Source organism: Rhizobium beringeri (genome assembly GCF_004306515.1).
Classification (GTDB): domain Bacteria; phylum Pseudomonadota; class Alphaproteobacteria; order Rhizobiales; family Rhizobiaceae; genus Rhizobium; species Rhizobium beringeri.
In genome coordinates this window covers 18411-32969 of sequence record NZ_SILG01000004.1, presented here as the reverse complement: position 1 = coordinate 32969, position 14559 = coordinate 18411, and the positions used below count along the sequence as shown (strand labels likewise).

Annotated in this window: 12 protein-coding genes and 2 pseudogenes; 11 read left to right on the top strand and 3 right to left on the bottom strand. The window is 59.0% G+C overall.

The window, feature by feature from the left end:
* Positions 1 to 181 precede the first annotated feature (181 nt).
* The 3 genes from repC to repA all read right to left on the bottom strand — a co-directional run bounded on the left by repC (position 182) and on the right by repA (position 3928).
* On the bottom strand, positions 182 to 1447 hold the full coding sequence (repC, locus tag ELH03_RS29820) for a plasmid replication protein RepC (RefSeq protein WP_130767406.1): 1266 nt from the start codon (positions 1445 to 1447) through the stop codon (positions 182 to 184).
* A 238-nt stretch (positions 1448 to 1685) separates the two neighbouring features.
* Positions 1686 to 2726 carry a plasmid partitioning protein RepB gene (repB, locus tag ELH03_RS29815; RefSeq protein ID WP_130767405.1) on the bottom strand — a complete coding sequence of 347 codons (1041 nt, stop codon included), beginning with the start codon at positions 2724 to 2726 and terminating at the stop codon, positions 1686 to 1688.
* The gene (gene repA / locus ELH03_RS29810; RefSeq protein WP_128401849.1) at positions 2711 to 3928 is read right to left on the bottom strand and encodes a plasmid partitioning protein RepA; all 1218 of its coding nucleotides are present in this window, start codon (positions 3926 to 3928) and stop codon (positions 2711 to 2713) included. The genes repB and repA overlap by 16 nt, the downstream gene beginning before the upstream one ends.
* Before the next feature lie 363 nt (positions 3929 to 4291).
* Here repA and traI point away from each other — a divergent pair, with 363 nt between their 5' ends.
* From traI to ELH03_RS29755, 11 genes and pseudogenes are all read left to right on the top strand, one after another.
* Entirely contained in the window at positions 4292 to 4921 is a 630-nt protein-coding gene (gene traI, locus ELH03_RS29805; RefSeq protein ID WP_130767404.1) for an acyl-homoserine-lactone synthase, read from the top strand.
* Between the two features lie 14 nt (positions 4922 to 4935).
* Entirely contained in the window at positions 4936 to 5901 is a 966-nt protein-coding gene (trbB, locus tag ELH03_RS29800; protein ID WP_128401847.1) for a P-type conjugative transfer ATPase TrbB, read from the top strand.
* Positions 5891 to 6265 (top strand): TrbC/VirB2 family protein, encoded by a 375-nt coding sequence (locus ELH03_RS29795; protein WP_128401846.1) that lies wholly within the window; start codon positions 5891 to 5893, stop codon positions 6263 to 6265. Before trbB ends, ELH03_RS29795 begins: the two co-directional genes overlap by 11 nt.
* Positions 6262 to 6561: a conjugal transfer protein TrbD gene (locus ELH03_RS29790; protein WP_128401845.1), complete on the top strand. Its 300-nt coding sequence runs from the start codon at positions 6262 to 6264 to the stop codon at positions 6559 to 6561. Before ELH03_RS29795 ends, ELH03_RS29790 begins: the two co-directional genes overlap by 4 nt.
* Before the next feature lie 9 nt (positions 6562 to 6570).
* On the top strand, positions 6571 to 9018 hold the full coding sequence (locus tag ELH03_RS29785; protein ID WP_130767403.1) for a conjugal transfer protein TrbE: 2448 nt from the start codon (positions 6571 to 6573) through the stop codon (positions 9016 to 9018).
* Positions 8990 to 9790, top strand: coding sequence for a P-type conjugative transfer protein TrbJ (gene trbJ / locus ELH03_RS29780; protein ID WP_130767402.1), 801 nt, complete (start codon positions 8990 to 8992; stop codon positions 9788 to 9790). Before ELH03_RS29785 ends, trbJ begins: the two co-directional genes overlap by 29 nt.
* A gap of 187 nt (positions 9791 to 9977) precedes the next feature.
* Positions 9978 to 11153 (top strand): P-type conjugative transfer protein TrbL, encoded by a 1176-nt coding sequence (gene trbL, locus ELH03_RS29775; protein WP_130767401.1) that lies wholly within the window; start codon positions 9978 to 9980, stop codon positions 11151 to 11153.
* Between the two features lie 19 nt (positions 11154 to 11172).
* Positions 11173 to 11697, top strand: a pseudogene (locus tag ELH03_RS29770) (VirB8/TrbF family protein); the annotation flags it as partial.
* A 111-nt stretch (positions 11698 to 11808) separates the two neighbouring features.
* A pseudogene (gene istA, locus ELH03_RS29765) lies at positions 11809 to 13302 on the top strand (IS21 family transposase); the annotation flags it as partial.
* Positions 13303 to 13307: 5 nt separating this feature from the next.
* The gene (istB, locus tag ELH03_RS29760; protein WP_130767399.1) at positions 13308 to 14042 is read left to right on the top strand and encodes an IS21-like element helper ATPase IstB; all 735 of its coding nucleotides are present in this window, start codon (positions 13308 to 13310) and stop codon (positions 14040 to 14042) included.
* Positions 14043 to 14176: 134 nt separating this feature from the next.
* Positions 14177 to 14443, top strand: coding sequence for a WGR domain-containing protein (locus ELH03_RS29755; RefSeq protein ID WP_130767398.1), 267 nt, complete (start codon positions 14177 to 14179; stop codon positions 14441 to 14443).
* Positions 14444 to 14559 lie beyond the last annotated feature (116 nt).

The following is a 14559-nucleotide window of genomic DNA, read 5'->3' as shown; positions in this document are numbered from 1 at the left end:
AAACGGATACCCGACAAAACGAACGCTCTTTCTGGATGCGCCCACCAAATTGCCTCCAATCCGACCCTGATGGCGAGGTCACGACTGAAATCGATCCTTGCCTGACCCCGTCAACGTAAACCTCGTCGCGATTAATCCCATTCAGTATGCCCAAACGGGGGTAACAGCTGTTACCTTTCGCCTATTTATCTCGTGTGTTGATCCCGCTTTCGGCAAGACCGTATAGGCTTTTTGAAAGGTGAAGGCTCCCATCGACCGCCCGGTCGACCATCGCGCGGAAATAGCCCCCCGGCTTTGCAATCAGCTCCGGGTCACGCAAAGATTTTTCGAGCACGGTCGCCAAGATGGCGGACGCGGCATAGCGGCCGACCCTTCCTACACCGTCTACCCATGCAGCCTCCGACAGGCCGATCATGCGCCGCATCATTTCGGCCGCGCCCACAACGTCGGACCAGCCGTCAAACTCCACGCCGACACACTCCTGCGCCGCGCGGCACCCAACCTGCAGCAAGCCAACCGGCACCGCAGCTAAAACGGCACCCTGGATATCACCAACCGTCTTCTCCGTCTGCCGCAATCGGGATTGCATGTCACCAACCGCCGCTTGAGGCTTATTTTCGTAAGCCATTTCGACGGCGGAGCCGTCGTTAGTTAGGTTGATGTCTCGCTCGTTAGAGCGAGTCCGTTCATTACTTTCAGAAAGGTGTTTAGGGGTTGTATTAATAATAGAGGTGACGCCAATGTCACCCGCGGATGACATATTATGCTCATTGAAGCGGTCTTCGGCATATTCAAGAACCTTAGCATGAAGTGATTCGAGTTCGCTTGCCTGCTCAGCGCGGCCGGCCACCGTCTCAATGATCGCCTGCGCAGCGCTTCTCCAGCTGTCCGCCTTCTCGGGGAACGCTTCGCAAGCATCTATGATTGCCCTGGAAAACCGCGTAACCGCACGACGCGCATCCTGGGTGGCCTTCAGTTCCCTTTGATAGTTGTCAACGCTCTCCCTGATCTCCGCAAGCCGCACGCGCGCGGGCGTAAAATCGAGCCCGAAGCCGCTGGCAACCATTCCGTCATTGTCGCGGTACACGAAGCGCCGGCCAGTCGGGCTGTCACGGTAGGAGGCGATCCCAGCTTCAACGATCCTTCGGAGGCAACGCGTAACTGTGCGCTCGGAGCGCAGAGTGTATTCGGCGAGCTTGGCGTTCGAAATTGCAACGATCGGTCTGCCGGCTCCTTTCCAGTCATCGCCGCGCGAGAGGCCAAGGAGAATGTCCAGGACATGATAGGTGGTGCCGTCGATCCCAAGGATCGGCGCGGCCTTCTTCAACAGAAGGGAGATCTCCGACTTCGAGGTGTCCGGTATGTCGTTGGCCATCGCCATTCGCGCGCTTGCGAGAATGGCCGGACTGACGCGTCTGAACGATGCGATTGCCGTTGCTTCTGTCATTGGCTAGCTGCCCGCAACACCTTGGCGTGCGGCTCCATCGAGATTCTTGTTGATGAAAGCCAGCAGACGGGCACAGTTTTTCGTTCCCAGCTGTTAAGCAGGGGTTGATTGTGCCAGCGGTCCGTCATAGAATCAGTTTGTTAGAGCTGATGTCGACGGGACGTTTTCGTACTGTCGGCTAGGATTTTAAGGGTTCGCCGATTGCCGTCGGTGAGCCCTTTCCTATTTCTGAACCAGCCTACCGCATCGGCGTCTCCCCGTTTTGTTGCCGGTACTCGTCCACCAGTGCCGGAAGCTTTTCGATGAGCCAGGCTGACAGGCCTGGCATCTTGCTTTCCGGAATTGTAATGAGCGTTGAGGAACGCGAGGATTTCGCGGTAATCACTGCGCCGCCACCGACCTCGATCTCTTCGCCACGGTCTCCGCTGGCTGCCTTGTCCTCCAGGGCGTTCATCAGTGCGGCGAAGCGCTGATCGCTTGGCAACGCAACCCATGTCCTCGTCGACGTCACCTGGTCAATGATAAGCTGGGCTGCGGCGGGAGCCCTACCGTCCTTGAAATGGGCGGCGAGCTTTTCCCACTTCGGGCGGCCAATTGAAGGGGCCGAACCAATCCTGGCGATCAGTTCGGCCGGGAACTGTTCTGCGATCCCGATCAGCATCGAAATATAGGTCAGCTTGCCGTCCGCCCTGCCGAGTGCGGCAGCGATCGTCTCCCGACGGAAGCCGCGCGACTTGAGGGTTGCAGCAAACAGCGCCTGCTCGATGAAGGAGAGATTGGCGCGTTCGGTATTCTCGATACCTTGAGCGACCACCAACTCGTCGTCGGTGAGCTCACGGATGATCGCTCTTACCGGCCGTTCAAGAATCTGACAGGCCCGCAAACGCCTATGGCCATAAGCGACTTGAAAGTAGCCTTGCTTGTCGGGGGAGGGGCGAACGAGAATGGGAAGTCTCTGGCCGCTTTCGCGAATGCCCTCAACGAAACCCTGAAAGAGCGGATCTCCCTCGATGTCGAGACGATCCCTGACGAAGGAGGGAACGACATGGGCGGAGTCAATTTCGACAATTGCTTCAGAACCGCTCAATTGTTCACGAAGGCGGTCGTTCTCCTCTTCCACGGCGACAAAGGCCCGGTCCATCGACTTGACGGCTCCAGATCCAACTTTCACCGCGGGACCGGCTGAGATCTGTTTGGCAAGCTCAGCGGAATCGACATTCCCAAAAAGACTTTTCATCCGATTGGAGCGTTCTTTGGCATTGGTCATGACCGTCCCCATACCGATTTGATGTGGTTGAAGATCTCGAGATTGACAGCATCGACGGAATCCAAGGCTCGTGTGAGGGTGTCACGACCGACAGAACCGCGTGCCATTTCGTAAAGGCTCTTCTTCTCCAAGCCGGCGCTGGCGATTGCCGTCGTGTCCACCACGGCGGGCGCCAGCACGTCCTCGCCAAACAGTGAGCGCAGGAGTGCGACGACATTCACCTGAGGAACATCGTTTGGATTATGCCTAGTGATGACATATCGAATGAAATCGTGTTCAAGAATACCGCCACGTTCCTCGATGACGTGCATGACATCGCTCAACATTGCGAGGAACTGGTTCATGCTGGCGACGTCGATCATCGCCGGATGAACGGTGATCAGCAGCGAGGTCGCTGCACAAAGCGCGCCCAGGGTAAGATAGCCCAGTTGCGGCGGCGCATCGATCACCACGACATCATAGTCGTCTGCGACGCTGTTTATGACGGCGCCGAGCCGACGGAAAAAAATTCCGTCCCCGCGGCCGCCGCCGCTTGCAATCGCCTGGGGCGTCTCATGCTCGTATTCCATGAGTTCCAGGTTGCCCGGTATCAGATCGATGCCGTCAAAATAGGTATTGCGGATGATGTCGCGCATCGGCCGTCGGTTGTCTTCGTCATAGCGAATGGCCGCATAAATGGTCTCGTTCTCGCTGACATCGAATTCGGGCTGATAGCCGAACATGGCCGACAAGGATGCCTGCGGGTCGAGATCGATTGCGAGCACTCGCAAACCGGCCAGCGCGAGATAATGAGTAAGATGGACGGTCGTCGTCGTTTTGGCAGATCCGCCCTTGAAGTTTGCAACCGCGATGACCTGCAGCTTCTCGCCGGGACGCCGGCGCGGCAAGAAATCCAACGCTTCCACAGGACGTTTGGCCGCCAGGTATCGTCGGAGTTCATTGACCTGGGCGAGCGTGTAGCTCCTGCGGCCATTCTCCAGCCGCTCCGGCATTGCGCCTTCGCCGTCCAACGACATCTGGCGGAGGGTCGATTCCGCGATCCCGAGCATGCTAGCAACGTCGCGTGATGTGAACGTGCGCAACGATTTCATCGCCTCAGGCGGATACATATGTGTCCGAAGCGACTGCAACTGCGCTGACAACAGCTGCGCTTGGCGTGTAATCTTCGCAGCGGAGGATTCGCTCGTTTGCTTGCGTGTCGTCATCTGATCCATTTTCACCTCGCGACGGTTTTTCACCGATGATCGCGCATTTTCCGTCGCAAAGGTTGCAGGTATCTCGTGAGTCGTCAAACTTTCTTTGGTTAACGCAAATTTAATAAACAACTTGCTGCCGATTACGCGACCCAGCGCTCAACCATATTTTTCAACGGCTTGACGGCGCGGAGCACCACTGAGCAGCCGCTTTCATACCCGCACTTTTGCGGGTGGCGGGACGATGTGCACGGGCCTCCTAGGTATGGACGAGGCACCACCTCCACAGGCAGCGATGAGCGACTCGCAGATTTGCGACTGGAATCAAACCGCTTCTTTGCGCAAATCACGATCCGCACAACAGCCAATTCGCGGAGCGGAACAATGAAGCTGATAGCCATCGAGACACCGAAGTCGAGCGAGGACGCAGCGTACCTCGATCAAATGTATCGCCTGCGGTCGCACGTCTTTGCGGATCGGCTGGCCTGGGACGTCTCTAGAGCCAACGGCCGGGAGCGCGATCAATTCGACGAATACGAACCAACTTATATTCTTGCACTTTCGGACGGCGATGTGGTGGTCGGTTGCGCACGGCTGCTCCCCTGCGTCGGGCCTACCATGCTGGAAAGGGTCTTCCCGCAGCTTCTTTCGGGAGGACGGCTCGGCGCACATCCCTCCATGGTGGAAAGCTCTCGTTTCTGCGTCGATACGGCGCGTCCGCGTGAGGCCGGCGAGGGAGCCCTGCACGACGTCACGTTCGGCATGTTTGCAGGGATTCTCGAATGGTGCCTCCATCATGGCTACCGCGAAATCGCAACAGCCACCGATGTTCGCTTTGAGAGGATTTTGCGGCGCGCCGGCTGGCCGATGCAGCGCCTTGGCCGGCCGATCCAGATCAACGAGACAATGAGCGTGGCAGGCCTGCTTCGGGTCAGCTGGGAGGATTTCGAGCGGGTTAGACCGCAAGCATACAGCTCCGCCTTCGGGCCGCAGCGACAGCGCGCAGCAGCATAAGCAGGGCCGCGGAGATGTCGACACCGACCCTGGCGCTGCCGCGCCTCATCCGTAAGCTCCAGGACGCTCTTGGCGAGGAGCTTTGCTTTGCCCTCAATGACCCGAGCGTCGTCGAAATCATGCTGAACCCCGACGGCAATCTCTTTGTGGAACGCCTGGGAGGTGGGATGACCCAGGCCGGCGAGATGAACAAGGGCGCGGCCGAGGTCGCCATTGGCTGCGTAGCCCATATGCAGAATATCGAGGTGGACGACCGAAAGCCGATTGTTTCCGGGGAGCTGCCCCTTGGCGGCCATCGCTTCGAGGGACTGCTGCCGCCGATCGTCCCCGCACCGTGTTTTTCGATCCGACGGCGGGCGTCGCAACGGATTCGGCTCGAAGACTACCTGACAAGCAGCGCCATGACGGCCGACCAGGCCCTCATCATCCGCCAGGCGATCGATAGGAGGTGGAACATTGTCATCTGCGGAGGGACGGGATCAGGCAAGACGACCCTGACAAATGCTGTCGTCGCTGCGATCGCCGACCAGACTCCCAACGACCGATTGGTCATTCTGGAGGATACGGTCGAAATTCAATGTGCCGCCAGCAACGCGGTCGCTTTGCGCACAAGTGATCGTGTCGATATGGCGCAGCTCTTGAAAAGCACCATGAGGTTGCGGCCGGACAGGATCATCGTTGGCGAGGTTCGCGACGGCGCAGCGCTTACCCTGCTCAAGGCGTGGAACACGGGTCATCCCGGTGGGGTGGCGACCATCCATTCGAATAGCGCGAAATCAGCGCTTCGGCGGTTCGAACAACTGACCGCAGAAGTCAGCCGGCAGCCGATGCAGGCAATCATCGGTGAGGCCGTCGACCTGATCATATCGATCGATCGAACGCCCAAGGGTCGCCGCGTCAGCGACATCCTGCGTGTTCACGAATTCACGGGCGGCGAATATCAGTTCGAGACTCATGGAGGCCCACAACATGCGGCTTGAACGCTCGATAACACTCGCTGCCATCGCGCTCGCGTCGGCTTTTATCCTTGTCGACCCGGCTCATGCCAGTTCGGGGGGCGGTCTGCCGTGGGAAGAACCTCTTCAACAAATTCAAGAATCAATTACCGGTCCGGTTGCCGGCTTCATCGCGCTCGCTGCTGTCGCAATCGCTGGCGGCATGTTGATCTTCGGCGGAGAACTCAACGACTTCGCGCGACGCCTCGTTTATGTGGTGCTCGTTGCCGGCATCTTGCTGGGGGCAACCCAGATCGTCGGTTTGTTCGGTGCGACCGGCGCCTCTGTCGGAGTTGCCGATCACACCCTCGGGACCCACAATGGCGATGAGGGGAGGGCGGGCGAATGATGGTTGAGGCGACCGCCTTGCAGCGCAATCCCATACATCGCGCTCTTTCGCGCCCGAACCTCCTGTTAGGCGCGGACCGTGAACTGGTCCTGATCACCGGACTTGCAGCGATCATCCTCATCTTCGTCGTGCTGACGATCTATTCGGCTCTGTTCGGAGCAGCTCTATGGGTCGTCATCGTCGCCGCGCTGAGGATAATGGCAAAAGCCGATCCGCTGATGAGACGGGTGTATATCCGTCACATGGCCTACAAGTCTTACTATCGGGCCACCTCGGCGCCTTGGCGACCTTACTGAGGGGCACAGATGGTATCCCTTCGCCTCTTCCGGCACACGGCGCCTTCCTTTGCCGATCTTGTTCCTTATGCGGGTCTTGTCGACAACGGGATCATTCTGCTCAAGGATGGCTCGCTGATGGCTGGCTGGTATTTCGCCGGGCCCGACTCCGAAAGCTCGACCGATTTCGAACGGAACGAGATGTCGCGCCAGATCAACGCCATCATGTCACGTCTCGGTTCTGGTTGGATGATCCAGGTCGAGGCAGTCCGGCTCGCGACAGTTGACTACGCCACGGCGGGGAAGTCGCATTTCCCCGATCGCGTGACGCGCGCGATCGATGAGGAGCGACGGGCACACTTCGAGCGCGAGCAGGGGCATTTCGAGAGCCGGCATGCCATCATCGCGACCTACCGGCCGACCGAGCAGCGCCGGTCGAGGCTCAGCAAGTACCTCTATTCCGACGAAGGGAGCCGAAGGCGGTCCTATGCCGATACGGTGCTCTTCCTCTTTCGCAATGCGATCCGGGAACTTGAACAGTATCTGGCCAATATCGTCTCCATAAGGCGAATGCTGACGAGGGAGATCGCCGAGCGCGGCGGCGCGCGTGTTGCCCGCTATGACGAGTTGCTGCAATTCATACGCTTCTGCGTGACAGGCGAGAACCACCCTGTCCGACTTCCCGATATTGCGATGTATCTCGACTGGGTCGCGACCGCCGAGCTTCAGCATGGTCTTTCTCCCAGGGTGGAGAGCCGCTTCCTCGGCGTCGTGGCGATCGACGGCCTTCCATCCGAAAGCTGGCCGGGCATCCTGAACGGCCTGGATGCGATGCCGCTTAGCTATCGGTGGTCGTCGCGCTTCATCTTCCTGGACGCCGAGGAGGCGAAGGTGCGCCTCGAGCGGACCCGCAAGAAATGGCAGCAGAAAGTCCGCCCTTTCTTCGACCAACTCTTCCAGACCCAAAGCCGCGCGGTAGACCAGGACGCAATGGCGATGGTCGCCGAAACCGAAGAGGCAATCGCAGAAGCATCGTCACAGCTGGTCGCTTACGGATATTACACGCCGGTCGTCGTGCTATTCGAGAACGATCCTGAACTGCTTAATGAGAAGGTCGAAGCAATCCGTCGCCTCATCCAGGCCGAGGGTTTTGGCGCGCGAATCGAGACACTGAATGCGACCGATGCCTATCTGGGCAGCCTGCCTGGAAATTGGTACTGCAATATTCGCGAGCCGCTGATCAACACGCGCAACCTTTCCGATCTCATTCCTCTGAACACGGTCTGGTCAGGCAATCCGCAGGCACCTTGCCCTTTTTACCCACCCGGTTCTCCACCCCTGATGCAGGTCGCCACGGGCTCCACGCCCTTCCGCCTCAACCTTCATGTCGATGACGTCGGCCATACCCTTGTGTTCGGGCCGACCGGCTCCGGAAAGTCGACGCTTCTTGCGCTGATCGCGGCACAGTTCCGCCGTTACGAGAACGCCCAGATCTTCGCCTTCGACAAAGGCCGTTCGATGTTGCCGCTGACACTTGCTGCCGGCGGCGACTACTACGATGTCGGCGGTGATGAAGACACTAGCCTTTCCTTTTGCCCGCTCGCCGAACTGTCCTCGGACGCAGATCGCGCCTGGGCGTCTGAGTGGATCGAGAGCCTGGTCGCGATGCAGGGCATCACGATCACGCCGGACCACCGCAACGCCATCTCCCGCCAAATTGGCCTGATGGCAGTTGCTCCGGGTCGCTCGCTCTCCGATTTCGTCAGCGGCGTACAGATGCGCGAGATCAAGGACGCTCTCCATCACTACACCGTGGACGGCCCTATGGGCCAATTGCTTGATGCAGAGACCGACGGTCTGGCGCTCGGCCTCTTTCAGACATTTGAAATCGAGCAAGTCATGAGCATGGGCGAACGCAATCTCGTGCCGGTGCTCACCTATCTCTTCCGCCGCATCGAAAAACGCCTCACAGGGGCACCAAGCCTCATCCTCCTCGACGAGGCGTGGCTGATGCTCGGCCATCCCGTGTTCCGCGACAAAATCCGGGAATGGCTCAAGGTGCTGCGCAAGGCCAATTGCGCGGTGTTGTTAGCGACCCAGTCGATCTCGGATGCCGAACGATCCGGCATAATCGATGTGCTAAAAGAGAGCTGCCCGACGAAAATCTGCCTGCCGAATGGCGCGGCGCGCGAGCCGGGAACCCGTGAATTCTACGAACGGATCGGATTTAACCAACGACAGATCCAAATCGTGGCGAGCGCCATACCGAAACGGGAATACTACGTCGCCTCGCCCGATGGGCGCCGCCTGTTCGACATGGCTCTCGGCCCACTCACGCTCTCTTTCGTCGGCGCATCGAGTAAGGACGACTTAAAGCGCATTCGAGCGCTCCACGAAGAACATGGCCCTGAATGGCCGCTGCACTGGCTCCAGCAAAGAGGGATCAAGGATGCTGCTTCGCTTCTCAATGACACATAAGGCTCTGGTGGCGGCAGCCGTGACAAGCGCACTCATTCGACCCGGTGATGGAAACGCCGGTAGCGCGACTGGCGCGGCGACGGAATGGACACAGCTTGCCAATAATGCCGAGCTGATCAAGTTGCTTGAAAGCTCCGGGGTCCAGGTGGAGAACCAGCTTACCCAGATCAGCCAGCTTGCCGAGCAAATCCAGAACCAGCTGAAAATCTACCAAAACATGCTGCAGAATACCGCACAGCTACCTAGCCATGTCTGGGGCGAGGTCGAGGGTGACCTCAAACGCCTGCAGAACGTCGTCTCGCAAGGGCAGGGGATCGCGTTTTCGATGGGCAACGCCGACGATATCCTCAAACAGCGCTTCCCGAGCTATTCGGATCTCAAGGCCAACCTGCCGGACGAAAAAAGCTTCTCCTTGAGTTACCAGTCCTGGTCCGAGACCAACCGCGACACGATCTCGGGCAGCCTGAAAGCCGCAAGCCTGACTGCGGACCAGTTCGAGACCGAGGAGTCGACGATGGCTTCACTCCGCTCAATGTCGCAAAGCGCGGACGGTCAGATGAAAGCCTTGCAGGTTGGACACCAGATTGCCGCACAGCAGGTTGCCCAGATGCAGAAGCTGCGCGGTCTGGTTTCGCAGCAAATGACAATGATGGGGACCTGGTTGCAGACAAGCCAGACCGACAAGGATCTGGCGCAGGCGAGACGAGAGAGATTTTTCAATGCGCCCGTAAGGGATATTCCCAGTGGCCAGAAGATGGAGCCGCGCTGGTGAGCCGGGTCTACTTCATGATCCTGGTCATTGCGACCGCTGGGATCGAGTCCGCCGTATCCCTCCTTGGTCGCGCCCGGTTCCTCCCGCGCAGCACCCCGGGACTTACCCGAGGAGCAGCGCGGCTGCCGCGAGACGTTCTTCGGCTCCTCGAAGAACCTCTCATGAAAGAACAGGAGACGCGCTCAAGATGGTGAAAACGAGCATCTATAAAGTTGGCTTGCTGGCCTTCGGCGCGATCACATTGATGATGGCATCGCCCGTTTTCGCACAAGAGGGACAAGTCCTAACGGAATTGGAAAATCAGGTTGTCACTGCCGCACGCGACTGGGAGACGACAATCATGAATGCGGCGCGCACCCTCTTCTGGATCCTTGCAACTATCGAGATAGGGGTCGCGGCCATCTGGCTTGCCTTGCAAGCCGCTTCACTCGACAGTTGGTTTGCGGAACTGGTTCGGCGCATCATGTTTGTCGGCCTCTTTGCCTTCGTGCTCGATCAAGGACCCGCCTTCGCGAAGGCCGTCGTGGACAGTCTCTTTCAGATAGGGTCGAACGGTGGTTCAGCGTCCCCAGCCGAAATTTTCGACGCCGGCATCCGTGTAGCGTCGGAGATGTCCAAACAGGCACAATTCGGCCTGTTCGAGGATAATTCGCTCGCCATCGCCGCTGTCTTTGCGATGGTTGTAGTCGTGGTTTCATTTTCCCTCGTCGCCGCGATCTTCGTCGCTGTGATGGTCGAGATGTATCTGGGTCTGTTGGCCGGGATGATCATGCTGGGACTTGGCGGCTCGTCGTTCACCAAGGATTTCGCTGTCCGATATCTCGTTTACGCGTTCTCTGTTGGAATGAAGCTTATGGCTTTGGTGATGATTGCCCGCATCGGTTCCGCAGTGTTGATTGGTTTAGCGCAAGCCCCAACGGCGCAATCCGACCCGTTCATCACTACCTTGGCGACAGCGGGGCTTTCGGTGGTGGTCTTTATCATCGCGATGTACGTGCCAAACATCATCCAGGGCGTCGTTCAAGGCGTCTCCGTCACCGGTGGGATGGAAGTGATCCGCCACGGCGAACAGGCTGCATCGTTAGCACTCGGCGCAGGGTTTCTAGCCGCCGGTGGCGCCAGCGCGGGCTTCGCCGCCGCGCGTGCTGCGCGTGCCGAGGGTGCGTCCATGACGGGCGCTGCCTTGCGCGGCATCGGCGCGGGATTGAGCGCGACGGGCGAAGCGGTCGGATCTGCCGCCAAGGAAAAAGCGATCGGCTCGCCCGGCGCCCATGCCGGCTCTCTTCTTGGCCTCGCCAATGCGAAACTCGATCAGGCGCAAGCACGCGGCGGTTTGCGTCCGTCGCCGCTCGACAAAAAGTAATTACTGCGAGGATCGGTCGATGGCATTGCAACGCGCCCCTGAGAACCCATATCTCGCCGCCAGGCAAGAATGGAACGAGCGATATGGTTCCTACGTCAGGGCGGCAGCGGCGTGGCGCATCGTCGGCATGATCGCGCTGGCGATGGCCGTGATTGGCTTTACATATGCGCTCTATTTGAGCTCGCAGGTCAAATTCGTTCCTTATATCGTCGAAGTCGACAAGTTTGGGACCTCGGTCAGCGCAGGGTTCCCCCAGCAGATCCAATATGCCGACCCCCGGGTGGTTCGGGCCACACTCGGTGGGTTCGTGACGAGCTTCCGGTCAGTGACGCCCGACGCGGTCGTTCAGAAGCAATATATCGACCGGACCTATGCGCTGCTTCGGACATCCGATCCATCCACCGAGAAAATCAATGCCTGGTTTCGTGGCAATTCTCCCTTCGAAAAGGCGAAGAATGCAACAGTCGCGATCGAGGTGAGCAATATCGTCGCCCTCTCGAACCAGTCCTACCAGATCGATTGGACGGAATTCGAGCGCGACCGTGTGTTTAAGCATGGAATGTTGACCCCTCTGGCGGGGTGATACTTATCCAATTTTGACCCCCCTTGGATTTCATCCGACCATCCGGCTTTTGCCAGTGGATGGGGTGGGGAGTTGAAGAGAGTGGATACGATTGCCCGTGTCCGACGAGCCTTCCATGTTCAGGGCTGGTCGGTGAAGAAGATCACCAGAGAGCTGAATGTTTCGCGTAATACGGTTCGCAAAATCCTGCGTTCTGATGCGACTGATTTTGTCTACAAACGAGAACATCAACCGTTGCCCAGGATCGGAGCCTGGAAGGGTGATATTGAACGGTTCCTCATTGCCAACGAAGGCAAGGCATCGCGCGAACGGCTGACGCTGATCCGGATTTACGAGGAGGTCCGGGCACTCGGCTACGACGGCAGTTATGACGCGATCCGGCGATTTGCCAAGACCTGGGCGAAGAACCGGGGAGCCGTGACGGCGGAAGCCTATGTGCCCCTCTATTACGCGCCAGGCGAAGCCTACCAGTTCGACTGGAGCCACGAGATCATTCTGGTCAACGGGGTGACTACGACCGTGAAGGTCGCGCATGTCCGGCTCTGCCACAGCCGGATGATGTTCGCCCGAGCCTATATGCGTGAGAGCCAGGAGATGGTGTTCGATGCCCATGACAAGGCCTTCGCCTTCTTCCGTGGCACCTGCACGCGCGGCATCTACGATAACATGAAGACTGCGGTCGAGGCGGTGTTCGTCGGCAAGGAGCGACAATACAATCGCCGCTTCCTGCAGATGTGCAGCCACTATCTGGTCCATCCCGTTGCCTGCACGCCCGCATCCGGATGGGAGAAGGGACAGGTCGAGAACCAGGTCGGACTGGTTCGAGAACGCTTCTTCACACCACGTCTTCGGGTTAAAAGCCTGGAAGAGCTGAACGTCTGGCTGCTCGATAAGTGCATCGCTTACGCCAAGGCACACCGTCATCCTGAACAGACCGAGCGAATGATCTGGCAGGTGTTCGAGGAGGAACGCGGCAGCCTCGTGCATTACGTCGGGCCGTTCGATGGTTTCCACAGCGTCCCGGCCTCGGTGTCGAAGACCTGCACGGTCCGTTTCGACAACAACAAATACTCCGTCCTCTCGACTGCGGTCGGCCGCCCTGTTGAGGTTCACGCCTATGCCGAGAAGATCGTCATCAGGCAGGACGGCGTGAACGTCGGTGAGCATCCGCGTTGCTTTGGCCGTGGCGAGACGATCTACGATCCCTGGCATTATGTCCCCGTTCTGGCTCGCAAACCCGGCGCTTTGCGCAACGGCGCACCGTTCAGGGACTGGGTGTTGCCAGCGGCGATGGAGAAGGTCCGCAAGCGCCTGAAGAGCGTCCACGACGGTGATCGGCAAATGGTCACAATCCTTGCATGCGTTCCCACCGATGGTCTGACGGCCGTCGATGCGGCCTGTCAGGAGGCGCTGGACCAGGGCGTCTGCTCGGCCTCGGTGATCATCAACATTCTGGCTCGTAGTCGTGACCCGGCTCCGGCCGCAACCCTGCAAACCCCGGATGCGCTTCGATTGACCCATGAACCGGTCGCCGACTGCGCACGCTATGACAGCCTCAGGAGGGCAAGCTGATGGAACGCACACAGGTTCTCGAACTGATGAGCACGCTGAAGCTCTATGGAATGCGCAGCGCCTACGACGAGGTCATGGGCAACGGCATCAAACGGCAGCACGAACCGCCGCGCATTGTCGGTGATCTCTTGCAGTCGGAGATCGCCGAGAAGCAGGCCCGCTCCATTCGCTACCAACTCAGCATCGCCAAGCTGCCCCTCGCTAAGGACATCGACGATTTCGACTTCACCGATACGCCGGTCAATGAATCCCTGGTGCGGGAGCTGGCTACCGGCACCTTCGTCGCCGATCAGCGTAACGTCGTCCTCGTCGGCGGCACGGGAACCGGAAAGAGCCATCTCGCCATCGCGATTGCCCGTGCACTGATCCGCAACGGAACACGCGGGCGCTTCTTCAACGTCGTCGATCTGGTCAATCGGCTGGAAACGGAAACGCGCAGCGGCAAGCAAGGGCGGACGGCCGACTATCTCAATCGTCTCGACTTCATCATCCTCGACGAACTCGGATACCTGCCATTTGCCCTGGCCGGCGGCCAACTCCTATTCCATCTGATCAGCAGGCTCTACGAGCGCACGTCGATCATTGTCACCACGAACCTGGCGTTCGGTGAATGGCCGGCGGTGTTCGGCGATGCCAAGATGACGACGGCACTTCTCGACCGCCTGACCCATCACTGCGAGATTGTCGAGACCGGCAACGAGTCCTGGCGCTTCAAGAACCGCTCTCAAAGCTAAAAGCCGAAGAAGATCATCACCCGCACTTGGCCTACCCTCTGCAACCCCGGCCAGCGCCGGGCAGGCCAAGCGCTGATCTACAGCACAGGGGGGTCAAAATTGGATAAACAAAAGGGGTCAATGTTCGGTGCTGATTGACAGTGCAGCCCTACCACCTCTACATCGAACGAGCGGACCCGGCGAAGAACATGGCGCGCTATTACGCCATAGAGATTGGGCAGACGCTGTTTGGAGAGCCCTGTCTGACGCGGCGATGGGGACGGATCGGCAAGCGTGGCCAGGAAAAGCGCCATGTCTTCGAACGGGAGGAGGAAGCAGTTCGACTGTTCCTCGACCTGGTGAAACAAAAACGTGCTCGCGGCTACCGACCAAAAACAACTGTCCGGTATTTGTGGGGCTGACCTCGCTCATCTTCTTTCCTTCATAGCCGAAGCGAGGTGCTCCGAAACCTCCGCGAATGGATGTCTGCTTCAGCAGTTCGGCCCCGCCTGAGCGGCGGGGCCTGGCCTTGGTCGGA

Excerpts from the sequence above, each read along its gene's own strand:
- trbL (WP_130767401.1), top strand. The coding sequence starts at position 9,978 with ATGGTGAAAACGAGCATCTATAAAGTTGGCTTGCTGGCCTTCGGCGCG.
- traI (WP_130767404.1), top strand. The coding sequence starts at position 4,292 with ATGAAGCTGATAGCCATCGAGACACCGAAGTCGAGCGAGGACGCAGCG.
- repA (WP_128401849.1), bottom strand. The coding sequence starts at position 3,928 with ATGGATCAGATGACGACACGCAAGCAAACGAGCGAATCCTCCGCTGCG.
- istB (WP_130767399.1), top strand. The coding sequence starts at position 13,308 with ATGGAACGCACACAGGTTCTCGAACTGATGAGCACGCTGAAGCTCTAT.
- ELH03_RS29795 (WP_128401846.1), top strand. The coding sequence starts at position 5,891 with ATGCGGCTTGAACGCTCGATAACACTCGCTGCCATCGCGCTCGCGTCG.
- repC (WP_130767406.1), bottom strand. The coding sequence starts at position 1,447 with ATGACAGAAGCAACGGCAATCGCATCGTTCAGACGCGTCAGTCCGGCC.
- trbJ (WP_130767402.1), top strand. The coding sequence starts at position 8,990 with ATGCTGCTTCGCTTCTCAATGACACATAAGGCTCTGGTGGCGGCAGCC.
- ELH03_RS29790 (WP_128401845.1), top strand. The coding sequence starts at position 6,262 with ATGATGGTTGAGGCGACCGCCTTGCAGCGCAATCCCATACATCGCGCT.
- trbB (WP_128401847.1), top strand. The coding sequence starts at position 4,936 with ATGTCGACACCGACCCTGGCGCTGCCGCGCCTCATCCGTAAGCTCCAG.
- repB (WP_130767405.1), bottom strand. The coding sequence starts at position 2,726 with ATGGGGACGGTCATGACCAATGCCAAAGAACGCTCCAATCGGATGAAA.
- ELH03_RS29785 (WP_130767403.1), top strand. The coding sequence starts at position 6,571 with ATGGTATCCCTTCGCCTCTTCCGGCACACGGCGCCTTCCTTTGCCGAT.